This is a genomic window from Pseudescherichia sp. (assembly GCF_031979925.1).
Taxonomy (GTDB): Bacteria; Pseudomonadota; Gammaproteobacteria; order Enterobacterales; family Enterobacteriaceae; genus Pseudescherichia.
Map to the genome: position 1 here is coordinate 23255 of NZ_DALZFB010000012.1, position 25157 is coordinate 48411.

The 25157-nt window shown below is 61.3% G+C and carries 26 protein-coding genes and 1 riboswitch; of the genes, 8 read left to right on the forward strand and 18 right to left on the reverse strand.

All coding sequences use genetic code 11. The features are described 5' to 3' along the window. Positions 1 to 17 precede the first annotated feature (17 nt). From hycI to hycA, 9 genes are all read right to left on the reverse strand, one after another. Complete coding sequence (gene hycI, locus RTM13_RS17265) at positions 18 to 473, reverse strand: hydrogenase maturation peptidase HycI (protein ID WP_312213618.1); 456 nt, start codon at positions 471 to 473, stop codon at positions 18 to 20. Further along, positions 466 to 876, reverse strand: a complete 411-nt coding sequence (locus RTM13_RS17270) for a formate hydrogenlyase maturation HycH family protein (RefSeq protein ID WP_312213620.1) — start codon at positions 874 to 876, stop codon at positions 466 to 468. The genes hycI and RTM13_RS17270 overlap by 8 nt, the downstream gene beginning before the upstream one ends. Beyond that, positions 873 to 1640 (reverse strand): NADH-quinone oxidoreductase subunit B family protein, encoded by a 768-nt coding sequence (locus tag RTM13_RS17275; RefSeq protein WP_312213621.1) that lies wholly within the window; start codon positions 1638 to 1640, stop codon positions 873 to 875. The genes RTM13_RS17270 and RTM13_RS17275 overlap by 4 nt, the downstream gene beginning before the upstream one ends. Further along, the gene (locus RTM13_RS17280) at positions 1640 to 2182 is read right to left on the reverse strand and encodes a formate hydrogenlyase complex iron-sulfur subunit (RefSeq protein WP_312213623.1); all 543 of its coding nucleotides are present in this window, start codon (positions 2180 to 2182) and stop codon (positions 1640 to 1642) included. The genes RTM13_RS17275 and RTM13_RS17280 overlap by 1 nt, the downstream gene beginning before the upstream one ends. Positions 2183 to 2191: 9 nt before the next feature. Further along, on the reverse strand, positions 2192 to 3901 hold the full coding sequence (locus tag RTM13_RS17285) for a hydrogenase large subunit (RefSeq protein WP_312213625.1): 1710 nt from the start codon (positions 3899 to 3901) through the stop codon (positions 2192 to 2194). A 17-nt stretch (positions 3902 to 3918) separates the two neighbouring features. Continuing rightward, complete coding sequence (locus tag RTM13_RS17290) at positions 3919 to 4842, reverse strand: respiratory chain complex I subunit 1 family protein (RefSeq protein WP_312213627.1); 924 nt, start codon at positions 4840 to 4842, stop codon at positions 3919 to 3921. Between the two features lie 2 nt (positions 4843 to 4844). Further along, positions 4845 to 6671 carry a formate hydrogenlyase subunit 3 gene (hycC, locus tag RTM13_RS17295; RefSeq protein WP_312213629.1) on the reverse strand — a complete coding sequence of 609 codons (1827 nt, stop codon included), beginning with the start codon at positions 6669 to 6671 and terminating at the stop codon, positions 4845 to 4847. Beyond that, positions 6668 to 7273, reverse strand: a complete 606-nt coding sequence (locus RTM13_RS17300; RefSeq protein ID WP_312213631.1) for a 4Fe-4S dicluster domain-containing protein — start codon at positions 7271 to 7273, stop codon at positions 6668 to 6670. Before RTM13_RS17300 ends, hycC begins: the two co-directional genes overlap by 4 nt. Before the next feature lie 80 nt (positions 7274 to 7353). Next, positions 7354 to 7821 carry a formate hydrogenlyase regulator HycA gene (gene hycA / locus RTM13_RS17305; RefSeq protein WP_312213633.1) on the reverse strand — a complete coding sequence of 156 codons (468 nt, stop codon included), beginning with the start codon at positions 7819 to 7821 and terminating at the stop codon, positions 7354 to 7356. A gap of 188 nt (positions 7822 to 8009) precedes the next feature. On the opposite strand from hycA, the gene hypA reads away from it, so the two are divergent. The 6 genes from hypA to flhA all read left to right on the forward strand — a co-directional run bounded on the left by hypA (position 8010) and on the right by flhA (position 13756). Next, entirely contained in the window at positions 8010 to 8360 is a 351-nt protein-coding gene (gene hypA, locus RTM13_RS17310; protein WP_312213635.1) for a hydrogenase maturation nickel metallochaperone HypA, read from the forward strand. A 3-nt stretch (positions 8361 to 8363) separates the two neighbouring features. After that, positions 8364 to 9236: a hydrogenase nickel incorporation protein HypB gene (gene hypB, locus RTM13_RS17315; RefSeq protein ID WP_312213637.1), complete on the forward strand. Its 873-nt coding sequence runs from the start codon at positions 8364 to 8366 to the stop codon at positions 9234 to 9236. After that, positions 9227 to 9511, forward strand: a complete 285-nt coding sequence (locus RTM13_RS17320; protein WP_312213639.1) for a HypC/HybG/HupF family hydrogenase formation chaperone — start codon at positions 9227 to 9229, stop codon at positions 9509 to 9511. The genes hypB and RTM13_RS17320 overlap by 10 nt, the downstream gene beginning before the upstream one ends. Further along, positions 9498 to 10619: a hydrogenase formation protein HypD gene (gene hypD, locus RTM13_RS17325; RefSeq protein ID WP_312213641.1), complete on the forward strand. Its 1122-nt coding sequence runs from the start codon at positions 9498 to 9500 to the stop codon at positions 10617 to 10619. The genes RTM13_RS17320 and hypD overlap by 14 nt, the downstream gene beginning before the upstream one ends. Further along, entirely contained in the window at positions 10616 to 11626 is a 1011-nt protein-coding gene (gene hypE, locus RTM13_RS17330) for a hydrogenase expression/formation protein HypE (RefSeq protein WP_312213643.1), read from the forward strand. Before hypD ends, hypE begins: the two co-directional genes overlap by 4 nt. 63 nt (positions 11627 to 11689) lie before the next feature. Beyond that, complete coding sequence (flhA, locus tag RTM13_RS17335) at positions 11690 to 13756, forward strand: formate hydrogenlyase transcriptional activator FlhA (RefSeq protein WP_312213645.1); 2067 nt, start codon at positions 11690 to 11692, stop codon at positions 13754 to 13756. Positions 13757 to 13877: 121 nt separating this feature from the next. On the opposite strand, the gene RTM13_RS17340 is transcribed toward flhA, so the two are convergent. Continuing rightward, positions 13878 to 14222 carry a nitrous oxide-stimulated promoter family protein gene (locus RTM13_RS17340; RefSeq protein WP_312213646.1) on the reverse strand — a complete coding sequence of 115 codons (345 nt, stop codon included), beginning with the start codon at positions 14220 to 14222 and terminating at the stop codon, positions 13878 to 13880. Between the two features lie 137 nt (positions 14223 to 14359). Here RTM13_RS17340 and RTM13_RS17345 point away from each other — a divergent pair, with 137 nt between their 5' ends. Together RTM13_RS17345 and RTM13_RS17350 are read left to right on the forward strand one after the other, a co-directional pair. Continuing rightward, positions 14360 to 14596, forward strand: coding sequence for a DUF2171 domain-containing protein (locus RTM13_RS17345; RefSeq protein WP_042387703.1), 237 nt, complete (start codon positions 14360 to 14362; stop codon positions 14594 to 14596). Between the two features lie 234 nt (positions 14597 to 14830). Next, positions 14831 to 16102, forward strand: coding sequence for an HDOD domain-containing protein (locus RTM13_RS17350; protein ID WP_312213647.1), 1272 nt, complete (start codon positions 14831 to 14833; stop codon positions 16100 to 16102). Here the strand turns inward: RTM13_RS17350 and uca are convergent. The 8 genes from uca to RTM13_RS17390 all read right to left on the reverse strand — a co-directional run bounded on the left by uca (position 16099) and on the right by RTM13_RS17390 (position 25115). Next, positions 16099 to 19710 (reverse strand): urea carboxylase, encoded by a 3612-nt coding sequence (uca, locus tag RTM13_RS17355; RefSeq protein WP_312213648.1) that lies wholly within the window; start codon positions 19708 to 19710, stop codon positions 16099 to 16101. The two genes, RTM13_RS17350 and uca, sit on opposite strands and share 4 nt — an antisense overlap. Positions 19711 to 19866: 156 nt before the next feature. Next, positions 19867 to 20502, reverse strand: coding sequence for an urea amidolyase associated protein UAAP2 (locus RTM13_RS17360; protein WP_042387709.1), 636 nt, complete (start codon positions 20500 to 20502; stop codon positions 19867 to 19869). An 11-nt stretch (positions 20503 to 20513) separates the two neighbouring features. Further along, positions 20514 to 21242, reverse strand: coding sequence for an urea amidolyase associated protein UAAP1 (locus RTM13_RS17365; RefSeq protein WP_312213650.1), 729 nt, complete (start codon positions 21240 to 21242; stop codon positions 20514 to 20516). A gap of 4 nt (positions 21243 to 21246) precedes the next feature. Then, positions 21247 to 22023 (reverse strand): ABC transporter ATP-binding protein, encoded by a 777-nt coding sequence (locus RTM13_RS17370; RefSeq protein ID WP_312213652.1) that lies wholly within the window; start codon positions 22021 to 22023, stop codon positions 21247 to 21249. Next, positions 22020 to 22835 carry an ABC transporter permease subunit gene (locus tag RTM13_RS17375; protein ID WP_312213654.1) on the reverse strand — a complete coding sequence of 272 codons (816 nt, stop codon included), beginning with the start codon at positions 22833 to 22835 and terminating at the stop codon, positions 22020 to 22022. Before RTM13_RS17375 ends, RTM13_RS17370 begins: the two co-directional genes overlap by 4 nt. Positions 22836 to 22853: 18 nt before the next feature. Next, the gene (locus RTM13_RS17380) at positions 22854 to 23912 is read right to left on the reverse strand and encodes a putative urea ABC transporter substrate-binding protein (RefSeq protein WP_312213656.1); all 1059 of its coding nucleotides are present in this window, start codon (positions 23910 to 23912) and stop codon (positions 22854 to 22856) included. Positions 23913 to 23970: 58 nt separating this feature from the next. Continuing rightward, a riboswitch (guanidine-I (ykkC/yxkD leader) is annotated at positions 23971 to 24069 on the reverse strand. Between the two features lie 149 nt (positions 24070 to 24218). Continuing rightward, positions 24219 to 24674 carry a DMT family transporter gene (locus RTM13_RS17385; RefSeq protein WP_154058403.1) on the reverse strand — a complete coding sequence of 152 codons (456 nt, stop codon included), beginning with the start codon at positions 24672 to 24674 and terminating at the stop codon, positions 24219 to 24221. A gap of 6 nt (positions 24675 to 24680) precedes the next feature. Then, positions 24681 to 25115, reverse strand: a complete 435-nt coding sequence (locus tag RTM13_RS17390) for a DMT family transporter (protein ID WP_312213658.1) — start codon at positions 25113 to 25115, stop codon at positions 24681 to 24683. Between the last annotated feature and the right edge of the window lie 42 nt (positions 25116 to 25157).

Below are 25157 nucleotides of genomic sequence, written 5' to 3' on the forward strand. Positions count from 1 at the left end.
GCCACCGGGCGCTATCACTACAGCGCCGTAAATCCCCCCTGCCCCTGCCAGCCCTCAAGTCGCTGATAGACCGCCTCTACCGCCTCTTTTACCGGCGGGGTCATCGGGTAGTAGAAGCCGACGATATCCGGCTGAATGCCGAGAAAGATCGTCTCACCTACATCCTCTTTGAGCTGATCCACCAGATAGTTCAGCGGCATATTGTGGGTGGTCATCATAAACAGCTCGGCAATATCGTCGGGATCGATAATGCGGATCTCGCCGGGGTTGAGTCCCATGTCGGTGGCGTCAACGATCAGCAGGCGATCCGGACGCAGCTCGCGGATCGCCACCACGTCATTCTCCGGGGCGCTGCCGCCGTCGATGACCCGCCACGCGCCGGGCTGCCGGGCGGCGCACATCTCCGCCAGCAACGGACCTGCGCCATCGTCCCCCATCATGCTGTTGCCTACGCAGAGTAAAACGTCAGTCACGAACTCTCCTCACCATCAGATAGATGGCGCTCTCCTGATGAATATCATGCAGCATGCTGAGCAGCACGCGGCTCCACGTCTGCTGCTGCGGGGTCTGAATCGCCAGCGCCCGGTCAAAGGCGCCTGCCAGCATCGCGATATGCGAATGGTCGATAACGATCTCGCCATACTTCGGCACCCCCGCCATTTTGCGACGGGCGGTGCTCCCCTCCTCCAGGGTGGCGATCCACGTCAGATAGTCGTCCCATGGACAGGTCAGCGCCGCCTCCAGACAGTCGATCACCCCTAAGTGGTGACCAATGGCGAGGCTGTAGTAAACCACCTGCTGCGCCTCGGCGGGCGTCGCGTCGTTCTCATCGATAAACTTTCGGCTCAGCTGGCTGAAGACCACGGATTCACTCATGAGATCCGCGCCTCATCGACGACGGCGTTAAGGTGCGCCACAATCTCGTTCAGACGCGGATCGTCCTCTGCTGCCAGCCAGCGTGCGACCTGGTTCTCCCCCAGCGCCCGCAGGCGCAGGTAGTCGTCAGCGATCTCGCGACCGTAGCGGTAGCCCGCCAGCCGCCGCGCCTCGCGATCGACGCTTACCCGCAGGGGCTGGACGATATCCTCATGCAGCAGCGCCGCTGGCTGGTTATCCTCTTCCCCCGGCAGGCGAGCGTGAATTTTCTGCTCCAGCAGACCCAGCGCCATGGCAAAGCCGTAGAGCGTCGCGGCGGGCGTTGGCGGGCAGCCGGGAATGTAGACATCCACCGGGACGATTTTGTCGGTGCCGCCCCAGACGCAGTAGAGATCGTGGAAGATGCCGCCGCTGTTGCCGCACGCCCCGTAGGAGATGCAGATTTTTGGATCGGGAGCGGAGTTCCAGGCCCGCAGCGCCGGGGAGCGCATCGCCCGGGTTACCGCCCCGGTGAACAGCAGGATGTCGGCATGGCGCGGAGAGGGCACAACCTTAATACCGAAGCGTTCGGCGTCAAACAGCGGCGTCAGGGTGGCGAAGATTTCGATTTCGCAGCCGTTACAGCCCCCGCAGTCGACGCGGTAGACGTAAGCCGAGCGTTTGATCTTTTTCAGCAGCGACGCCTTCATGCTGGCGATGGACTCCTCCACCGTCATCGGCACGGGAATGCCGTTGGCATCGCGCGGTCCCAGTAAGTTGTTCATCAGCTGGCCTCCTGCATATGGCGAGTGAGTTCAATGCGATCGGACGACACCAGGCACTTCTGCCGCTTGCACGCCGGACAGGTTTCGAAGCCTTCGCGGTGATGTTCCGCCCGGCTATCGCCGTTATGCGCCAGCAGCGCAATGGCGTAGTCGATCTCTTTCTGCACGGCAAAGGGCCGCTCGCAGACGCGGCAGTGGCACAGGTCAAAGCGCGACTGCTGTAAAAAATCCTCTTTCTTCCACACTGCCAGCTCGTACTCCTGAGAGAGGGTAATCGCTGCGGTGGGGCAGACCTCCTCGCAGCGCCCGCAGAAGATGCAGCGCCCGAGGTTAAACTGCCAGGCCTGCTCGCTGCTTGCCAGCAGGGTCTCTACCGACAGGGCATTAGAGGGGCAGGCGTTGACGCAGGCCGCACAGCCAATGCACTGGCGGGGATCGTGCTGCGGCTTGCCGCGAAAGTGCTTATCCACCTCGATGGGAGCCAGCGGATACGACGCCGTCGGCGTACCGGTTTTGATCGCTTTTTTGATAAAGGTAAACATGGCGACTCCTTATTCCAGCGGCGAGTTTTTACGCTCGATGCCGTAGCGCTCAAGCTCTTTGTAAGGCACGACCTTGCTCTTCTTCTTACGCACGTCCACCACCGTCATACGGTCGGTGCAGGAGTAGCAGGGGTCGAGGCTGCCGATGATCAGCGGTGCGTCGGAGACGGTATTTCCGCGTAGCATGTAGCGCAGGGTAGGCCAGTTAGCGTAGGTCGCCGCCCGACAGCGCCAGCGGTAGAGCTTCTGGTTATCCCCGGTCATGCTCCAGTGGATATCATCCCCGCGCGGCGCTTCGGCAAAGCCAAGGGCGAAGCGGTTAGGGATATAGGTGAAGCCCTCCACCATCAGCGGGCCGCCGGGCAGGTTATCCAGCCCAAACTCGATCATATTCAGGGCGGTGAGCACCTCGTTAATGCGCACCTTGAGGCGGGAGATAACGTCGCAGCCCTGCTCGCTGTGCACCTCTACCGGCAGCAGGCCGTAGCCGACAAAGGGGTGATCGGCGCGGGTATCGCGGGCATGGCCGCTGGCGCGCACCATCGGGCCGACGTTGCTGAAGTCGCGGGCGATCTGCGGATCGAGACGGCCAATTCCTACCGTGCGCTGCTCGATATTCGGCGTGCTCATCAGGACATCGACCAGCTCCTGCACGTCGCGACGCATCTGGCGGGCAAGCTGACGGGTCTGGATCATGTCCTCTTTCAGCATGTCGCGACGAATGCCGCCGATCAGGTTCAGGCCGTAGGTTTTACGTGCCCCGGTGAGGATCTCCGCCATCTTCATGGAGGTCTCACGCACACGGAAAAACTGCATAAAGCCGGAGTCGAAGCCGACGAAGTGGCAGGCCAGGCCGAGGTTCAGCAGGTGGCTATGCAGACGCTCCACCTCCAGCAGAATGGCGCGGATCATCTGGGCGCGCTCCGGCACCACAATGCCCATCGCGTTCTCCACCGAGGTGGTATAGGCGGTGCTGTGGGCGAAGCCGCAGATGCCGCAGACGCGATCCGACAGGAAGGTCACCTCGTTGTAGCCCATGCGGGTCTCTGCCAGTTTCTCCATGCCGCGGTGGACGTAGAAGAGGCGGTAGTCGGCGTCGATAATGTTTTCGCCATCGACAAACAGGCGGAAGTGGCCCGGCTCGTCGGAGGTGACGTGCAGCGGGCCGATGGGCACCACGTTGTTCTTTTTGCTGCCAAGTTCGTTGATAAACTCGTAGGTCTCGCTGTCGGTGGTCGGCGCGGGGCGCTGGCGGTAATCCATGCTGTCTTTACGCAGCGGATAGAGTTCATCCGGCCAGTCGTCCGGCAGCACCAGCCGACGCTCGTCCGGCAGGCCAACCGGGATCAGGCCGTACATATCGCGCACCTCGCGCTCGCCCCAGACGGCGGCAGGCACGCGCGGCGTGACGGAGGGAAACTCCAGCGTGTTGGCGTCGACCTCTACGCGCACGGTGATCCAGCATTTAGTGCCCTGCTCCATCGACAGCACGTAGTAGACGGCATAGCGCCCACACAGCTGACGCTCGTCGTTGCCAAATAGCACCGACAGCCAGCCCCCCTGCTGGTAGTAGAGATATTCCACGACCTCTGGCAGGGCGTTCACCTTCACGGTAATGGTCAGCTGATCGCGGGTCTGCCAGGCCTCATCCAGCACCGCGCCGGGAATCGCCTGGTGCAGCGCCGCCAGGTAGTGCTGACCCAATTTTTCTTCAGACATGTTCAAACTCTCTTTCATCACGCCGCCAGCAAGGAGACGAACGCTAAAAATGCAAAGCCAAACCCGGCCCAGGTTACGCGGGAGGTCGCGCAGAAGCGCAGCCGCGCCATACTGTTCTCAAACAGAGCGATCACCAGCACGCCCAGCACCAGCTTGACGACGGCGATCGCCAGCGCCAGCAGCAGGCCGCCCGCGCTAAAGGTCACCATCTGACCCCACGGCAGGAAGAGGCCGACAAACAGCTGCAATACCATCAGCTGCTTGAGGCTGATGCCCCACTTCAGCAGGGCAAAGCCGTAGCCGCTGTACTCGGTCAGCGGGCCCTCCTGTAGCTCCTGCTCGGCTTCGGCGAGATCGAACGGCAGCTTGCCCATCTCGATAAAGGTGGCGAAGGCGCAGGCGCAGAGTGCCAGCAGCAGCGGAATAGTGTGTCCGGCAGGCCAGAACCAGAGCGTAGCGGTCATGCTGCTGATGTGGGTCGATCCCGCCACCAGCGCCACTACCCACAGGCCGAGAAGAAGAATTGGCTCCACCAGCACACCGAGCATCGCCTCGCGGCTGGCCCCGAGGCCAGTAAAGGGGCTGCCGGTATCGAGTCCGGCGATCGCAAAGAAGAAGCGGGCAATGGCGAAGAGGTAGATTAAGGTGATGAGATCCCCCAGCGCCGGTAGCGGTGACGCCACGGTCACCACCGGCAGCGCGGTGGCGATGGTTAGCATCACGCCGATCATCACAAACGGCATCAGGCGGAACACCCAGCTGGCATCCGCCGGGGCGACGCTCTGACGGCCCAGCAGCTTGATCAGATCCCGGTACTCTTGTAGTACCCCAGGCCCACGGCGGTTGTGCAGACGGGCGCGGGCCACGCGGCTTATCCCGGACAGTAGCGGCGCAAAGGCAAAGAGCATCAGCGCCTGAAGTAACGGATAGAGAATGCTCATGTTCAGGCTCCTCGTGAAATAACAATGACCACCAGCACCGCCAGCTCCACCAGCGCCAGGCGGCGAACCAGCGCCGGGGCGGTACGCTGCCAGACCGGCATCAGCATGATTGGATTCAACCGCTTACGCAGGCCGAGCACCGGGGCAAACGCCTCCTTCACCGGCATCGCGAAGCCGTGAGCGGTGATAACCATCGACGGCTCATGCTCGTAGCCGCACGCCCAGGCTGCACCGCGCGAGCGCGACGGCAGACGGCGACCTTTGAACAGCATCATGATGACGAACGGCAGCAGCGGGCAGGCGATCAGCAGCAGGGCAATCATTGGCTGCGAGACCACGCTTGAAGTAACGAGCGGTAACGGCACCGCGGCGGAGAGCAGCGGCAGCAGCCACGGCGAGGCGACGCCGCCAACGAGGCAGCAGGCCGCCAGTCCGACGACCGAGGCGGTCATCAGCCACGGTGCACGGCCAGCCTTTGCGGCCTCCTGGGTACGCGGTGCGCCAAGGAAGGTGACGCCGTAGACCTTAGCCATGCACATCACCGCCAGCGCGCCGGTGATCGCCAGCCCCACCGCCAACAGCGGGCCGAGCAGGCGGGCAATAAAGAGGTCGTTGCCGCTTAAGGCGAAGAAGCCCTGGTAGATCACCCACTCACCGGCAAAGCCGTTCAGCGGCGGCAGTCCGGCCATCGCCATCAGCCCCACCAGCATCATCAGGGAGATAACCGGCATCCGTTTACCGATGCCGCCCAGCTTCTCAATGTCGCGATGGCCGGTGGTGAACCAGACGCTGCCCGCGCCCAGCAGCAGCAGGGTTTTAAACAGGCTGTGGTTGATGAGGTGATAAAGGCCACCAATGAGACCCAGCGCGATCAGCGCGGGCTGGTTGAGAGCCACGCCGGTCAGGCCTGCGCCGAGACCCAGCAGAATGATGCCGATATTCTCCAGGGTGTGATACGCCAGCAGGCGCTGGATGTTGTGCTCCATCAGGGCATAGAGACCGCCAACAAACGCGGTCACCGCCCCAAGCAGCAGCAGACCGAGGCACCACCACAGCGGCATGGCCTGCCCGGCCAGCAGCGGCAGAACGAAGAGGCCAAACAGCCCAACCTTCATCACCACGCCGGAGAAGAGCGCGGCCGCAGGCGCATCGGCCCCGGCATGCGCCAGCGGTACCCAGCCGTGCAGAGGAATAATTCCAGCCAGCATGCCGAAGCCCACCAGCCAGAGCAGCCAGATGGCCGTCCCCGGCGCATCCTCAGCGAAGCGTACCGCGAGAGTGCTTATCTCCAGCGTGCCATAGCGCTGCCACAGCAGCCAGCAGGCGGCGGCCAGCAGCAGCGTCCCGATGCGTCCCAGGGTAAACCACAGCTTGCCGGACTGCGCGCAGCCGGTGAGAAACGCCCCGCACAGCGCCATGATCTCTGCCATCACCACCAGGGTGAGCAGATCGCTGGCAACGATGGTGCAGACCGCCGCCGCCATCAGCATATTGATCAGCAGGCCGTTGGCCTTCACCTGCCCATGACGGTGCCACGCCACGTTATAGAGACTGATAAACAGTCCCGGCAGAGCGATAGCCAGCAGCCAGACGGCGTTGAGCGGCGTCAGGCGTATCAGCTGATGTAGCCAGATCGCCGCATACTCCCCGCTTGCCGTTTTGCCGGTCAACAGCCCGGCGGCAACGACGATCACCATCCCACAGGCTACCGCCCCGCCAACCCCGGCCAGCAGGCCGCTCAGGCCACGATGAAACGAAAAAAGCAACGCCAGCACTGCTGCCGCAACAAACAGCAGGACGGCCAGCTCGATCAGCATAAACGCGCTCATTTCGCGCCTCCTTGCAGGTTGAGCAGCGAGAGGTCGCCATAGTCGCCGTTGAGGGTCAGCTCGCGCTTGCGTTTGCTGGCCCGGGCGATATCCAGCGAATTGACCATCCGCAGCGCATTGGTTGGGCAGGTACGAATGCAGGCCGGTCCGCCTTCATCGAAATCGCAGAGATCGCACTTCACCGCCACGGCGCGTACCCCGGGCACCCAGTCGAGCAGGGAGCTGACGCGAGCAGGGGCAGGCGGCGCGGGAGGCGCTTTCGGTGAATTAACGTTGGCTGGCATATGCAGCGGGCGGCTGCCGCTCATCTCAATCGCGCCGAAGGGACAGGCGATAGCGCACAGCTTGCAGCTCACGCACAGGCTCTCATTGAGCTGAACGGCCCCGTCTACGCGGTTGATGGCGTTGACCGGGCAGACCCCGGCGCAGGGCGCATCCTCACAGTGGTGACAAAGCTGCGGGGCAGACTCTTTCGCGCTGCGCATCACGCTCAGGCGGGGCATCGATTGCAGCCCGTGCTGGCGGTGCGTCTCTGAGCAGGCCGCTTCACAGGTGTGGCAGCCAATACAGAGCGTGGCGTCAGCGATAACAAAACGATTCACCGGACACTCCTCAGGTGGTCATTTTTGACGAAATCGTGCCGACGGTCTGTCATTTCGACACCCTTCGACACGCCAGGCATTCAGGCCACGGAGGCCTGAGCGGATTGATTGACAAGCCGACGAAGATCGACCGGCTCGTCCTGCTGAATGGCCGCGTACAGGCCGTTGTAAACCGGACCAATTTTCTGCAGATAGTGCTCCAGCACCTGAGCACGGTCGCGGTTGCTGATCCGGCCATCGATGCGCCCATCCTGTGCCAGCTGCGCCTCGGCAATCAGCTGCGGCTCGCCGCCATTTTTGCTCTCCACCAGATAGTGAATGGTGTGGCTGTTAAAGCCGTCCGCCAGGGTGACGGTGATAAGGAAGTGTTCGAACAGGACAAAGCAGAGATCCCGCTCCGGCGCGCAGTGCATGCCGTGATGCAGGTGAGCTTTAGAGAGCGTAATGCCCTGAACCAGCGAGTTGCAGTAAGCCTGCCACTCCTCTTGCAGGCGATGATGGCGTTCGGCGATAAAGTCAGCTTTTTCGCTAATTTCCCAGATGGTCATTTCAGGTTACCCGGTTAGTTGTGACCACCCCATTTAGCACTTTCCGTGCCACTTTTTAATTTATTGATTTTAAACAACATTAAAGGGGAGGCGGTGTCATTTCGTCAGCGTCGACATCGTCAGTAACGTCGTTTTTGCTGGCTGGCACCGTTATTGCATTATCGGCGCAGTGAATAACGGGAGGCCCTATGCACGAAATTACCCTCTGCCAGCGGGCGCTGGAGCTTATTGAACAGCAGGCGACGGCGCATGGCGCTCGGCGGGTGACCGGCGTATGGCTGAAGATAGGGGCGTTCTCCTGCGTGGAGAGTAGCGCCCTCACCTTCTGCTTTGAGCTGGTATGCCGGGGCACGCTGGCGGAAGGCTGCACGCTGCATCTCGACGAGCAGCAGGCGGAGTGCTGGTGCGAAACCTGCCAGCAGTACGTGACCCTGCTGAGCCAGCGGGTGCGGCGCTGTCCCCAGTGCCAGAGCGATATGTTGCAGATCGTGGCCGATGACGGCCTGCAGATCCAGCGACTCGAAATTGAACAGGAGTAGACTATGTGTAGTACCTGCGGCTGCGGCGATGGCAATCTCTATATAGAGGGCGACGAACACCGTCCCCACTCACCATTTCGCAGCGCCCCCTTTGCCCCTGCCCTGCGCAGCGGCCAGACCATTACCGGGGTGAAGACCTCCTCCTTTACCCCCGCCCGCACGCCAGAGGGCGATCTCCACTACGGTCACGGCGTGGCCGGAACTCATGCGCCAGGCATGAGCCAGCGGCGGATGCTGGAGATCGAGATCGACGTCTTAGCCAAAAACAACCATCTCGCGGCCCGCAACCGCGCCCGCTTTGCCGCGAAGCAGCAGCTGGTGCTCAATCTGGTCTCCAGCCCTGGCGCGGGCAAAACGACCCTGCTGAGTGAGACCCTGCTGCGCCTGAAGGACAAAGCAGACTGCGCAGTGATTGAGGGCGATCAGCAGACCGTCAACGACGCGGCGCGCATTCGTGCCACCGGCACCCCGGCTATTCAGGTCAATACCGGTAAGGGCTGCCATCTGGATGCGCAGATGATCGCCGACGCCGCCCCGCGCCTGCCGCTGGCCAACGGCGGGATCCTGTTTATCGAGAACGTCGGTAACCTGGTTTGCCCGGCCAGCTTCGATCTCGGCGAACGTCATAAGGTGGCGGTGCTGTCGGTCACCGAAGGGGAAGACAAGCCTCTCAAGTACCCGCATATGTTTGCCGCTGCCTCGCTGATGCTGCTCAACAAAATCGATCTGCTGCCTTATCTCCATTTTGACGTGGAAAAATGCCTCGCCAGCGCCCGGGCGGTGAACCCGGACATTGAGATTATCCAGCTCTCCGCCACCAGCGGGGAAGGCATGGACCAGTGGCTGGCCTGGCTGGAGGCGCAGCCATGTGCATAGGCGTCCCGGGACAGATCGGCGCCATCGACGGGCTACAGGCGAAGGTAGAGGTATGCGGCATCCAGCGCGACGTTGATTTAACCCTGGTGGGCAGTGAGGATGAGTCCGGTTGCTCCCGCCTCGGCCAGTGGGTGCTGGTTCACGTCGGCTTCGCCATGAGCGTGATCGACGAAGCCGAGGCCCGCGATACTCTGGCGGCGCTGCAAAACATGTTTGAGGTTGAGCCGGACGTCGGCGCGCTGCTGTATGGGGAGCGTCCTGATGCGCTTCGTTGATGAGTACCGCGCCCCGGAGGCGGTAATGCAGCTGCTTGCGCGCTTACGCGACCGCGCCCGCCACCTCGACTATACCCCGGCGCGCCCGCTGCGGATTATGGAGGTGTGCGGAGGCCATACGCACGCCATCTTTAAGTTCGGCCTCGACCAGCTGCTGCCGGAAAACATCGAGTTTATCCACGGTCCCGGCTGTCCGGTCTGCGTCTTGCCGATGGGGCGCATCGACGCCTGCGTCGAGATTGCCAGCCGTCCGGAGGTGATCTTCTGCACCTTTGGCGACGCTATCCGCGTCCCGGGAAAAAACGGCTCGCTGCTGGCGGCAAAATCACGCGGGGCCGACGTGCGCATGGTCTACTCGCCGATGGATGCGCTGAAGCTTGCCGAGGCCCATCCCGACCGCAAGGTGGTCTTTTTTGGGCTGGGATTTGAGACCACCATGCCCGCCACCGCCGTAACCCTGGAGCAGGCCCGCGCCCGCAACCTTACCAACTTCTTCTTCTTTTGCCAGCATATTACCCTCGGCCCCACGCTGCGCAGCTTGCTGGAGCAGCCGGATAACAGCATCGACGCTTTTCTGGCCCCCGGCCACGTCAGCATGGTGACCGGCACGGCGGCCTACGGCTTTATCGCCGATGAGTTTCAGCGCCCATTAGTCGTGGCTGGATTCGAACCACTTGATCTACTGCAAGGCGTGATGATGCTGGTTGAGCAGAAAATAGCAGCCTGTAGCCGGGTAGAGAACCAATACCGGCGGGTGGTGCCCGATAACGGCAATCCGCTGGCGCAGCAGGCTATCGCCAGGGTGTTCACCGTTGAGGGCGAAAGCGAGTGGCGCGGGCTGGGCGTAATTGCCCATTCGGGAGTGCGGCTCAGCGACGCGTTCCGGCGCTTCGATGCAGAAGCGCATTTTCAGCTCCGTCCGCAGCAGACCTACGACGATCCGCGCGCCCGCTGCGGCGAGGTGCTGACGGGCCGCTGTAAGCCACACCAGTGCCCGTTGTTTGGTCAAACCTGCAACCCACAAACCGCCTTCGGCGCGCTGATGGTCTCTTCAGAAGGAGCCTGCGCCGCCTGGTATCACTATCGCGCCCAGGAGTGTGAAGTATGAGTACGGTGCAAATGGCCCACGGCAGCGGCGGCCAGGCGATGCAGCAGCTGATTAACGCCCTGTTCATGCAGGCCTTTGATAACCCGTGGCTGGCGGAGCAGGAGGATCAGGCTCGTCTCGATCTGACCGAGCTGGCGGCGGGCGGGGATCGGCTGGCCTTCTCTACCGACAGCTACGTGATCGACCCCCTCTTCTTTCCAGGAGGCGATATCGGCAAGCTGGCGGTGTGCGGCACCGCTAACGATATTGCGGTCAGCGGCGCGATCCCACGCTACCTCTCCTGCGGCTTTATCCTTGAGGAGGGGCTGCCGATGACCACCCTGCAGGCGGTGGTCAACAGCATGGCGGCCACGGCGAAGGCGGCAGATATCGCCATCGTCACCGGCGACACCAAGGTGGTGCAGCGCGGGGCGGCGGATAAGCTATTTATTAACACCGCGGGCATCGGCGCGATCCCCACCGGTCTGAACTGGCGCGCGCAGGGGCTGCAGCCGGGGGACGTGGTGCTGGTGAGCGGGACGCTGGGCTGCCACGGCGCGACCATCCTCAACCTGCGCGAGCAGCTTGGGCTGGACGGTGAGCTGGTGAGCGACTGTGCGGTGCTCACGCCGCTGATCCAGTCCCTGCGCAACATTGAAGGGATTAAAGCTCTGCGTGATGCCACGCGCGGCGGCGTCAACGCGGTGGTGCATGAGTTTGCCGCCAGCAGCGGCTGCGGCATTGAGCTTAACGAAGCCAGCCTGCCAGTGAAGCCCGCCGTGCGCGGCGTATGCGAGCTACTGGGCCTCGACGCCCTCAACTTTGCCAACGAGGGCAAACTGGTGATTGTCGCCGAGCGTCAGGCCGCCGAGGCCGTCGTTGAACGGCTGCATAGTCATTCGCTGGGGTGCGATGCGGCGATTATCGGTGAGGTCGTGGCTCGAAAAGGGGTGCGCCTAAGCGGCCTCTACGGCGTGAAGCGCACTCTGGATCTGCCCCATGCCGAACCCCTGCCGCGGATCTGTTAACCTATTTTTATAGCAAAATAAAAACTTTTGGCACCTTTTTCGGTGCCTTTCTGGATTAGCACAATGTCGAATACACCGATGGGCGATCTCGGACAGCAGGGGCTGTTCGACGTCACCCGCACTCTATTACAGCAGCCGGATCTCACCGCACTGGCACAAGCTCTGAGCGGGCTGGTCAGGGAGTCGGCGCTGGCGGATCGCGCTGGAATTGTTCTCTGGCGGGCCGGGGATCGCCGGGCCTGCTACTACGCCTCCGGCCCGGATGGCAAGCCCGTCGAGTATGAGGATGAAACCACCCTGGCCCATGGCCCGGTGCGGCGTATTCTCTCTCGCCCACAGGCCCTGCACTGTAGCTATCAGGCCTTTAGCGAGGCCTGGCCGCAGCTGGCGGAAAGCGATCTTTATCCCGCCTTTGGCCACTACGGGCTGCTGCCGCTGGCGGCAGAGGGGCAAATCTTCGGCGGCTGCGAGTTCATTCGTCACGACGACAGACCCTGGAGCGCGCAGGAGATGGAGCGCCTGCACACCTTCACTCAGATCGTCAGCGTAGTGGTAGAGCAGATCCAGAGTCGGAGCGACAGCGGCCCGGACTACGATCTGCTCTGCCGCGAGCGCGACAACTTTCGCATTCTGGTCGCCATCACCAATGCGGTGCTCTCCCGCCTCGATATGGACGAGCTGGTGGGCGAGATTGCCAAAGAGATCCACCGCTATTTTGATATCGACGCCATCAGCATCGTGCTACGCAGCAGCCGCAACGGCAAGCTGAACATCTACTCGACGCACTACCTTAACGAGCGTGCGCCTCTCCATGAGCAGAGCGAGGTCGACGAGGCAGGCACCCTCTCCGAGCGGGTATTTAAGAGCAAAGAGATGCTGCTGCTCAACCTGCACGAGCGCGACCGACTGGCTCCGTATGAGCGGAGGCTGTTTGAGACCTGGGGCAACCAGATCCAGACCCTGTGCCTGCTGCCGCTGATGTCCGGCGACAATCTTCTGGGCGTTTTGAAACTGGCCCAGTGTGAAGAGAAGGTCTTTACGACCGCGAACCTGCAGCTGCTGCGCCAGATTGCCGAGCGGGTGGCGATTGCCGTCGATAATGCCCTCGCCTATCAGGAGATCCAGCGTCTGAAGGAGCGGCTGGTGGATGAGAACCTCGCCCTGACCGAACAGCTTAACAACGTCGAGAGCGAGTTCGGCGAGATCATCGGCCGCAGCGAGGCGATGTTCAGCGTCCTCAAGCAGGTGGAGATGGTCGCCCAGAGCAACAGCACGGTGCTGATCCTCGGCGAGACCGGCACCGGCAAAGAGCTGATTGCCCGAGCGATCCACAACCTGAGCGGGCGCAACGCGCGGCGAATGGTGAAGATGAACTGCGCGGCGATGCCTGCGGGCCTGCTGGAGAGCGACCTTTTTGGTCACGAGCGCGGGGCCTTTACCGGCGCCAGCGCCCAGCGCATCGGGCGCTTTGAGCTGGCAGATAAAAGCTCGCTCTTTCTGGACGAGGTAGGCGACATGCCGCTGGAGCTGCAACCCAAGCTGCTGCGCGTATTGCAGGAGCAGGAGTTCGAGCGCCTCGGCAGCAACAAGCTGATCCAGACCGACGTCAGGCTGATCGCCGCGACCAACCGGGATCTCAAACAGATGGTGCAGGATCGCGAGTTCCGCAGCGATCTCTACTACCGGCTCAACGTCTTCCCGATCCACATCCCGCCCCTGCGCGAGCGCCCGGAAGACATTCCGCTGCTGGTGAAAGCCTTCACCTTTAAAATTGCCCGGCGGCTGGGACGCAATATCGACAGCATTCCCGCCGAGACGCTGCGCACTCTCTCCAGCATGGAGTGGCCTGGCAACGTGCGCGAGCTGGAGAACGTGATAGAGCGGGCAGTGCTGCTGACACGTGGCAGCGTATTACAGCTCTCGCTGCCGGAGATTGCCGTTGCTCCCACTACGCCGGTGGCGATGGCCGCTGACGGTGAGGAGGAGTCTCAGCTGATCCTGCGGGTGCTGCGGGAGACCAACGGCGTTATCGCCGGGCCGAAAGGGGCCGCCCAGCGCCTGGGCCTGAAGCGCACCACGTTGCTCTCACGGATGAAAAGATTGGGGATTGATAAGACAATGCTCGGATAGTTGTGCGGGTATACGCCCATGTAGACCGGGTAAGGCGAAGCCGCCACCCGGCGTAACGATGCCGACATAACGCCCGGCGGCGCGGCGCTTGCCGGGCCTACAGGCGCGTGCACGAGGAATATTATTTCTTACGCTGATACTTCTCCGGTAACGGCGGCACCGGGCGCTTATCGTCAATCAGATGGCGCACGGTGAGGATCGGGTGGTGCCACAGCATACGCGGTCCGGCCCAACGCATAATCTGCTTCATCTCTTCCCGCTTCGCCGGCTGGTAGCAGTGCACTGGGCACTGCTTGCAGGCCGGTTTTTCCTCGCCAAATACGCACTTATCCAGCCGTTTTTCTGCATAGGCAAAGAGCGCCGCGTAGTGCCCCTCTTCCGTAGATGCCGTGGGTGCGCCGCGCTGATAGAGGGCAATCATTCTGCGGATAGTGAGTTTTTCACGGGCGATGCGGGGGCCAGCCATAGGAGACGCTCCTGGATGGGAAAAGAGTATTCATATTACATCTTCTTTAATAGCCGCTCAAAGAGTTCAGATTGTTCTGCCCTGCAGAGTTAAAAACGTCGACTATACTCAAACTTCATCACAACAAAGGAGGATGTATGGTTAATAAAAGTGAAATCCGTGAACACGCTCAGGTTATTGCCAGCTGTGGTACCCACGTTGGCACCGTTGACCACCTCGAAGGCGAAGACAAAATCAAACTGGCAAAAAGTGATTCGGCTTCCGGCGGTGTGCACCACTATATCCCTCTAAGCTGGGTTGAAAAAGTTGACGGTAACAACGTGGTTCTCAACAAGAACTCGGAAGAAGTAAAATCTTCCTGGCAGACCGCGTAACCGCAGTTTCCGCGCCGTTCGGGTCTCTGGCCTGAGCGGCGCGCTCTACTCCCTCTCTCTTCTTTACTTGCTCAAAACACCCTCTCCTATCAACCGCCTGTTTTTAAAAGATAAACAGATCCCCTTTTTTTGTGACGAAACTTTACAAATAAAGGATAATTTGAGAAAAGTATTAGTCAGCCCGCGCATTACGCGGCATAGTAATGAGCAAAAGCGCTGGGGTGAGGATAGAGAATGTTTTCTTTTGTCGCCAGACAGGCGATTTTTGATGAAAATTTGCAGACGTTTGGCTATGAGCTCCTGTTCCGGGACAGTATGGCTAACCGTTTCCCCAACGTTTCACCTGAACATGCCACCGCCCAGCTTATTGAAGAGCAGTTTTTTGGTGCCCCCAGCGGCAGCCAAAAAGAGTCGGGTACGGTATTTGTTAACTTTCCCTATGAACTGCTGCTCCAGGGGCTGGCGGAAACGCTGCCTAAAGATCGAGTGGTCATTGAGATCCTTGAAACCGCCGAGCCGACCGGGGCACTGCTGGTCGCCATCAAGCGGCTGCACCAGCAGGGGTTTCGCATTGCGCTGGATGATTTTTCCCTCAGCAGCGACTGGGATATCTTTATTCCCTTCATCAGCATTATCAAATTCGATATTCGGGAAAATAGCTGGCCGGAAATTCAGGACTACCTGCTGTGTCGCGAGGAGCTGCTGAAAAATACCCTGCTGCTGGCGGAAAAGATTGAAACCTTCGACGAATACGAACTGTTTAAAAACGCTGGCTTTACCCTTTTTCAGGGTTATTTCTTCAGTAAGCCAATAGTCTATAAAAGTAATAAGCTGGTGCAGAACCACATTGTCTCCCTGAACCTGATTCAGGAGGTCAATTCCGATGCGCCCAACTTGCAACGCATTGAAGATCTGCTCAAGCACGACGTCGCCCTCTCTTATAAGGTGATGCGTTATGCGCAGAATATTCTCTATAACACCCGGGGAATTAAGGGAACGCGCAGCCACTCACTAAAAGATATTGTGGTTTACCTGGGAGCCAAAGAGCTGCGGCGCTTTGTGCTGGTGACCTGCTTAAGCTCGATTAATAACGTTAAAACCAATGAAACCTACTATCAAAGCCTGATCCGTGCCAAGTTTTGCGAACTGGCAGCGGCCCGCCTGCGTGGCAGAGTCTCGGCCAACGATGCGTTTATGGTGGGGTTGTTCTCACTGCTGGATGCCGTGTTTGAGGTCCCGCTTGAGGAGCTGATTGGCCAAGTGGTGATCTCCCAGGACGTCCGCATGGCCCTGCAACAGCACCGGGGTCTGCTGCACCAGTTTGTTTGCCTGGTCGAGCTGTATGAGCAGCGAAAGTGGGAAGAGGCCAGCCAGCAGGCCTATCGGCTGGGACTGACCCGCGGGATGGTGGCTGAGATGATGTCCTCAGCCACCCAATGGGCCGACGAGATGCCGGTCAACGCCCCGCTAAAGGCCAGCCCGCCGAAGGGCGTGCGTGTTCGCTAAGCGACGGCGCGTTCGGCGTTAACCACCGCCACGCACTGCCCGGCCCGCACCGATGAACCCGGCTGCACACGAACCTGATCTACTACGCCATCGCAGGTAGCCCGCAGCGGGATCTCCATCTTCATCGACTCGAGGATCACCATCACATCCCCCTCTTTTACCCTGTCGCCGGGCTTAACCAACACCTGCCAGAGGTTACCGGCGATAGGGCTATCGATTCCACGCTGACCAGCCTGCAGCGGGACATCGTCCCCTACGTCCGGCATGGCGTCGTTACTGTCAAAGTGCGCCTGGCCGGAGGCCACCCAGCGCTCTCTCTCTGCATTAAACGCCGCCTGCTGATGGCGACGGAAAGCCTCAATGCTGGTCGCCTCCTCGGCCAGAAACTGCTGGTACTCCGCCAGCCGCAGCGTGCTCTGCTCAATGCGCAGCGGATAGCGCCCGAGAGGGAAGTCGCGGCGAATTGTCAGCAGCTCCTCGGCGGAGACCGGGTAGAAACGGATCTGATCAAAGAAGCGCAGCAGCCACGGCTTGCCGCCGAAATCCTCGACCGCATGATAGCGATTCCACATCTGTAACGTACGTCCAACGAACTGGTAGCCTCCCGGCCCCTCCATGCCGTAGACGCAGAGGTACGCTCCGCCAATGCCCACCGAGTTCTCCGCCGTCCAGGTGCGCGCCGGGTTATATTTGGTGGTCACCAGCCGGTGGCGCGGATCGAGCGGCGTCGCCACCGGCGCACCGAGATAGACATCCCCCAGGCCCATCACCAGATAGCTGGCGTCAAACACCGTGCGGTAGACCTCGTCAATGTTACCAAGATCGTTGATACGGCGGATAAACTCCAGATTGCTCGGACACCAGGGAGCATCCCGGCGCACGGTAGTCATGTACTTATCGATGGCCTTCTGGCACGCCGGATCGTCCCACGACAGCGGCAGCCAGACCACGCGTGACGGCACCTGCAGATCCTCCTGCTGGCATACCGATTGCCACACGCCGCGCACGATCCCGAGCAGGCGCGTCAGGCTCAGCGCCTCCGGCTGGTAGTGCACCTGTAGTGAGCGAATGCCTGGCGTCAGGTCAATCACCCCGTCAAGGGCCAGCGCCTCCAGGGCCTGCATCAGGGCGTGACCGCGAAAACGCAGAACCAGATCCAGCTCGGCGTCGCCAATCTCCAGCAGCAGATGGGTATCGCCAGAGAGACGCGCCACCAGCCGTTTATCCGCCGTCCCGGTCTCCATCACCACCGGAGTGGTGAGCGGCTGCGTATGCCAGTTGATCGCCACCGGTTGCAGGCTCGCCAGCTCCTGGCTACGCCCCTGCGCCAGCAGGCGGGCAGTGTCGATGTCCACCGACACAAAGCGTACCCGATCCCCGGCGTTTAGCTGGCCAAGCTGCCAGAGATCCGCCTCGATTACCGTCACCGGGCAGACAAAGCCGCCGAGGCTCGGGCCGTCGGGGCCGAGGATCACCGGCATGTCGCCGGTAAAGTCCACCGCGCCGATGGCGTAGGGATTGTCATGAATATTCGAGGGATGCAGCCCCGCCTCGCCGCCGCTGTCCCGCGCCCACTCCGGTTTCGGGCCAATCAGGCGCACGCCGGTGCGGCTGGAGTTAAAGTGCACCTCCCACTCGGTAGCAAAAAAGGTCGGGATCCACTCGGGCGTAAAGTACTCCGGCGCGCCATGCGGGCCGTAGATCACCCGCAGCTCGCGCACCGTCCCGAGAGACGTATGCAGCGCCGCAGGCAGAGCCGCGCCGCAGCTGGAATCGGTTAACGGCGTAAGGTGCAGCACGTCCCCGGTACGCAGGGCGCGCCCGGCGTGGCCGCCAAACTGGCCGAGGGTAAAGGTGCTCTTGCTGCCTAAATAGTCCGGCACGTCGAGGCCACCGCGCAGGCAGAGGTAGCTGCGCACGCCTGCTTCCAGCGTATCCCCTAGCTTCAGGGTCATACCAGCGCAAATATGGAAAGTACAGTTCATTGCCTGCGGCTGGCCATTCAGCTCGACGCTTATCGCTGCGCCGGTGACCACCGCCACCGCATCGGTGTTGAACTTCAGCGTTGGGCCGCTGACGGTGATCTCTAGCCCCGCCGCGTCGTCGGCGTTGCCCAGCAGGCGATTGCCAAGGCGCAGGGCGCGATCGTCCATCGGTCCTGATGGCGGCACGCCTACCGCCCAGTAGCCCTGCCGTCCCGGATAGTCCTGCACCGTGGTCTGCGTCCCGGCACTAACCACCTCCAGCGTTGTCGCCTGGTAGCTCAGGTTTTCCAGACAGCGGGTCCACGGCTGGCCGCTGGCAAAGGGGGCATCACGTAAAATCTGCCGCAGGTACTGGCGGTTGGTCTCTACGCCATAAAGGCGGGTTTCGTCCAGCGCGCGGTCCAGCCGATCGATCGCCTCGTCGCGGGTGTCAGCGTAGGTAATGATCTTGGCCAGCAGGGGATCGAAGAATGGCGGTATCTCGCAGCCAGATTCTACCCACGTGTCGATCCGCAGCGTGGTACGATCCTGCTCCGGGAAGCTAACGTTAGTCAGCAGGCCCGGCGAGGGCTGGAACTGACGGCCCGGATCCTCGGCGTAGACACGCGCCTGGATCGCATGGCCGCACGGGCTTAACCCTGCGGCGATCTTCGCCAGCGGGGGGAGATCGCCTGCGGCCAGAGCGATCATCATCTGGACCAGATCCACGCCCCACACCTGCTCGGTCACGCCATGCTCGACCTGTAATCGGGTGTTGACCTCCAGGAAGTAGAACTGCTGCGCGCTGCTGTCGTAGACAAACTCTACCGTCCCGGCGCTGCGGTAGTTCACCGCCTTGCCCAGTTCGATAGCCGCCAGACAGAGCGCCTCGGCCATCCCCGCAGGCAGCGCCGTGGCGGGGGTCTCCTCCAGCACCTTCTGGTTACGCCGCTGCACCGAGCAGTCGCGCACGCCGAGAGCGATCACCTCTCCCTCGCCGTCGCCAAAGATCTGCACCTCCAGATGGCGGGCGCGCTCGATGTACTTCTCAATAAAGACGCCCGCATCGCTGAAGTTATTTTTCCCCAGCCGCTGTACCGCGTCGAAGGCCTCTGCCAGCTCCGCCGGGCTGTAGCAGACGCGCATCCCGATCCCGCCGCCCCCCGCCGTGCTCTTGAGCATTACCGGATAGCCGACGCTATCTGCTGCGGCCAGCGCTTCGGCGACGTCAGCCAGCAGCTCTGTACCCTCCAGCAGCGGCACGCCGTGGCTTTTCGCCAGCGCGCGAGCGGTGTGTTTCAGGCCAAAAATGCGCAGCTGCTCAGGGGTGGGGCCAACGAAGGCGATCCCGGCGGCTTCACATGCTTCGGCAAAGGCGGCGTTTTCCGATAGGAAGCCGTAACCGGGGTGGATGGCCTGCGCCCCGCTCTCCCGGGCGGCGGCGAGGATCTTATCCACCTGTAAATAGGTTTGCGCTGCCGGGCCTTCGCCCAGGCTAATCGCCTCGTCGGCCTGGCGAATATGCAGGCTGCTGGCGTCGGATTCCGACCAGACCGCCACCCCTTTCACGTTCATCTCCCGCAGGGTGCGCAGAATACGGCAGGCGATAGCACCCCGGTTAGCAATAAGTAATTTTGTAAACATGATCCAGACCCGAACCGTGGCGGGTCGTCCCGCCGGGAATAATCTCGCCGCCTGGTCGTCCAGGGGGAAAAGGCTGTTATTTCTGTGGCTTATTGTCCAGCGTCAGGCGATTGGCCCGCACCGCAAACAGGCGGTAGAGCACGAGGCGCAGGCGGCTCAGTTCCATACCAGCACCTCCGCAGGGGTCGGGTTCCAGCCGTTGCAGGGATTGTTGAGCTGCGGGCAGTTGGAGATCAGCACAATGACGTTGCACTCCGCGCGCAGCTCTACATACTTGCCCGCGGCGGAGATACCGTCCTCAAAGGTCAGCCCGCCCTCTGGCGTCACCGGCACGTTCATAAAGAAGTTGATGTTCGCCCCGATATCGCGCTTGTGCAGGCGACCATCGTGCAGGCAGGCGCAGAGAAAGTTATCCCGGCAGCTGTGCATATATCGCTTGTCGAGTGAGTAGCGCACGGTGTTGCTCTCCTGAGCGCAGGCTCCGCCGAGGGTGTCGTGGCGGCCACAGGTGTCGGCCACGATAGTCAGCAGCGGATTGCCCAGCCCCGACCAGAGCACGCTCCCGGTGGTCAGGTAGGCGTTGTTCTGACGGCGCAGGGTGCGCTGGGGATCGTAGCGCTCGCGCGGGTTATCGGCGTTATAGAACAGGGTATCGATGGCCTGGTTGCCTTCGAGATCGTGCAGGCGCAGGGTCTGCCCTTTCTTCACTTCAAACAGGTAGTGCTCACCCGCCGGAATGGTATGGCGGAACACCGCCTCTGCCGGATGTTTTTGGCTTTCAACAAGAGACATTTTTCGGCTCCTTACAGGGCAAACAGCTGGGTGTTAGTAAAAGCGCGCCCGTTTTCGGGGCGGGTCAGCAGGGCGTTAACGGCGGCCTCGTTGTCGATGGTCTCAAACCAGCTCAGCTGTACCGGACGCGGGGCGTATTCAGGCTGCGGATCCATCGGGTGTGGCAGCGCGGTCAGGACGATCAGGGTGTCCATCGGAGCATACAGCTCGACATAGCTGCCCGGCGTTGAGAAGCCGCTGTGGAAGGTGAAAGCGCCCTGCTCGTCAACGCTCACCTTGCTGAAGAAGTTCACCACCATCAGCAGGTCCTCAAGATTGAGATCCCATTTGCCCATCTCCACCAGCAGGTTATCCATGCCGTTGCGGTAGAAGCCGTTGCGCAGCTCCTGATAGCGGCCCTGACCATACTTCTCGGCGGTCTCCTCGGCGTTCAGCACCCCGCCAAAGGGATCGTGCCAGCCGCAGGTATCCGCCACGATGCCCGCCAGCACGCGCCCCATATCTGAGTAGAAGCAGTGCCCGGCGGTGAGCCTGGCGGTATGCTGGCCTTTGAGGGTATCCGGCAGGTTCAGGCGCTCGCTCTTCTCGTGAGCGTTGAGCATCATCATGCTGACGTTCGCCCCGCCATCAATGTCGGTCAGGCGCAGGATCTGCCCACGCTTGAGAATAAAAGAGGCGTGACCGCCGCCGGGAACGGTCTCCTCACGAATGGCGATGGAGGTATGCAGAGAGTGCGTCATCGAATTAGCTCCTTAAAGAAATGACGTTAGCGGGCGGCGGGGTCATGACCTCCGCCATACGCGCCTCGTTCAGCGGGATGTCGTAGGTGATCCGCGCCCCGTAAGCGTTCGGCTCATGGGGGTCAATGCGCACCTTGTCGAACACCAGCAGGCGCGTGCCGAGGTTAAAACCCTCAGAGAGATCGTGGGTGACCATAAAAACGGTCATCCGGGTTTCGCTCCACAGCTGGAGCAGCAGAGCGTGCATATCCTTACGGATGCCCGGATCGAGCGCACCAAACGGCTCATCCAGCAGCAGCACCCGTGGCTGCATGATGAAGGCCTGGGCGATAGCTAACCGCTGCTGCATCCCGCCCGAGAGCTGGGTCGGATATTTCGTCAGGGCGTGGCCGAGGCCGACCTTCTCCAGCATCTGCGCCGCCTCTTCGCGGGCCGCTTTTTTACGGCTGCCGAACAGGCGACCGAGCAGCGGACTATTGGGGAGTTCGAGGCCGATGGCGACATTATCCAGCACGTTCAGATGCGGAAACACCGAGTAGCGCTGAAACACCACGCCACGGCTGCGATCCGGCTCCGCTGCCAGCGGCTGGCCGTCGAGGGTAATGCTGCCCCGGGAGGGCCGCTCCTGGCCCAGCAGCAGGCGCAGGAAGGTCGACTTACCGCAGCCAGATGCCCCGACCATAGAGCAAAACTCCCCCTGCTGAATTTGCAGGTTGACCCGCTCCAGCACCACGTGGTTGCCGTACTCTTGCCAGATGTTGTTGATATCGATAAAGCTCATGCCTTCCCTCCTTCCGCCCAGGGAAAACAGGTTCTGTGCAGCGCCCGCAGCGCCAGATCCATCAGCCAGGCCAGCAGGGTGATCCAGACGACGTACGGAATGATGACGTCCATCGCCATATAGCGGCGGACCAGAAAGATGCGGTAGCCCAGCCCGGCGGTGGAGGAGATCGCCTCGGCGGAGATCAGGAACAGCCACGCGGATCCGAGCAGCAGCCGCAGAGAGGTGAGCAAGCGCGAGAGCAGCTGGGGCAGCACGACGCGCAGCACCAGGGTCCAGCTGCTGGCCCCCAGTGTCTGGGCCTTGATCAGGATCTCCGGTGGGATCTCCCGCGCCCGGTGTTCGAGATCCCGGGCCAGCATCGGCGTGATGCCGATAACGATCAGCATGATCTTTGACAGCTCATCGAGGCCGAAAACGATAAACAGCACCGGCAGGATTGCCAGGGGTGGGATCATCGATAGCACGGTCATCAGCGGCGACAGCGAGGCCCGCCACATTGGAAAGACCCCGGCGGTGATGCCGATGCACAGGCCAATCAGCGAGGCGATAACCAGCCCGGTGAGCAGGCGCGCCAGGCTCACCAGAGTATCCAGCCAGAAGAGGTAATCGCCGCTGCGCCTGTCCGGCGTAAAGGCCATCCGGTCAATGGCGGCCAGCATACCGTCGAGGCCCGGCAGTAGCTTGTCATGCGGATTGGCCTCAAGGCGCACCGCAGAGCCAAGAAAGTAGGCCGCCAGCAACAGGACAAACGGCAGCAGCACCAGCATAAGGCGCATACCAGGCTGTGGGTGGCGGTTAATTTGTCGCATGCACAGGCTCCGTTAGTCTTAAAGTTTGCCGTCGGCGGCCAGCTTCACGAAGCTGTCGTCAAAGCGCAGCTTGACGTTGCCCGCGTCGCCCTGGGTCACGTTGCCCGGGAAGGCCATGCCGATAAAGTCCGCGCTCTGCGCCCCGTCACCCAGCAACCCCTTATCAAAGGAGAACTGCGCTACGCGCTGCATGGTTTTCGCCAAATCGCCGGAGGTGGTGAAAGCGAGGTTATCCGCTGGGGTATAGAAGAGATGCGTGGTTTTCAGCTGCGCCTGATAACCCGCCAGATCGGTACCGGAGGCTGCCGCCATTGAATTGAGCGCCTTCGCGTCCTGGGCTTTCATCAGGCTCATCATTTCGTACCATGCTCCGGTCAACGCCTTGCCTAGCGCCGGGTTATCCTTCAGCGTTTCGGTATTAACCACCATCATGTCAATCAGCTCGCCCGGCACGGCGGTAGAGCTAAAGACCTCGGTGGTTTTCGGCGTCGCCTTGATGGTGGAGAGCTGCGGGTTCCACGCTACCGCCGCCTGGACGTCATCGGTGGCGAAGGCGGAGACGATGTCGGCGTCGGAGGTGTTGACCACCGTTACGTCACGCTCCTGCAACCCGGCCTTCTCCAGGCCGCGCACCAGCAGATAGTGGGAGACAGAGAGCTCCGGCAGGTAGATTTTCATCCCTTTCAGGTCGGTGAGCTTTTTGCCTTCGCCCTTCAGCACTACGCCATCGTTGCCTTCGGAGTAGCTGCCGAGGATCAGCGCCGTAGTATCGACGCCGCCCGCCGCCGGAATGGTCAGTGCATCCATATTGGTCATGGTGCAGCCGTCGAACTGGCCAGCGGTGTACTGGTTAATGGATTCGATATAGTCATTGAGCTGAACGACGTTGATTTTGATGCCGTACTTACTCGCCCATTTGTCGATGATCTTCTCGCTGCTGATGGTGCCCCATGGCATCCAGCCCGCGTAGATGGTCCAGCAGACGTTGAACTCTTTTTTAGCCGCCGCGAAGGAGGGAACGCTGGTAAGCAGGGCCAGCGACAGAGCAAGCGTGCGGAGAAAGGAACGTTTTTTCATTATCTGACCTCGGGTTGGCACAAAAACAGGGAGCAGCGCGACACCCAATGGTGCTGCTGTCTCCCGGGCTTTTGTCCCGCCGTGTAACCTCAGAGAGGTCGCCAGCTCTCGGACCAGCATTCATCAGCGATGAACCGGAACCCTAGCCAGCCATTTTGTACAGATATGTGGTGTTGCGCTGCCTTCTGAAGAGGAGGTTGCAAAAGCTATGCCAGGCGCTAACGCCCGCAAACGGTGCCTGCCGCGGACGCAGCAGGCGAAAAGTGCGCCCCAAAAGTGGGCAGTGCAAGTTGATGGTGCAACGCCCTACTCTACAGCACGGCTTTTGCTGCCGGAGTAGATAAACCAGAGGGCGATACCGAGGCAGACCACCGCGCCCAGGCGAGTAGCGGAGAAAGGGATCGCCTCGTTATGCAGCCAGCCAAAGTTGTCGATCAGCATGCTCATTGCCAGCTGGCCAAAGATCACCGCGACGGTGGCCACCGCCGTGCCGATGCGCTGCACCGCCAGCACCATAATCACGATATAGGGCACGCCCAGCAGCGCCCCCAGCAGCTGCCACTTAGGCACCTCCAGCAGGGTCACCGCATGCTTTGTCTCAAAGAAGAAGATCAGCAGCGCAGTAATCAGCGCCCCGACAGAGAAAGTCAGAAACGCACTGCGAAACACGCCTACCTTGCTGCCCAGCTGACCGTTGATCGCCGCCTGCACACTCAGCAGCGCACCGCCCACCACGGAGAGAATAATCATCAGTAGAATCATTGTTCGTTATCCTTTTGCCACCAGCGCCAGCGCGGCGATGATGAATACCAGTGCCCACAGGCGCTTCGCATCAATTTCTCTGCGCCCGGTACCAAAGAGTCCAAAGTGATCGATCACCAGGCTCTTAAACACCTGCCCGGCGAGAATGCCGATCATACACATCGCTACACCGACAATCGGTGCGGCCAGAGTCAGGATCACTACGTAAGCCGGACCCAGCACGCCGCCGAGCAGCTGCCAGCCGGGCTGGCTGAAAAAGGAGGGGCTGTTGCGCGGACTGAAGAAGAGCATCAACAGGAAGGTGAGCGCGGCTCCGACGCCAAAGATGCTGAAGGTGGCCCACAGGTGCCCTACTTCGCCCCCCAGCGGGCCGAGAATGCCGGCTTCTACCGACAGCCCCATGCCGCCAACGATAACCAGTAAAATCAGTAAGAATTGCATGACTACGTATCCCATAAAAACAGAAGCGCAGCAGCCTATAAC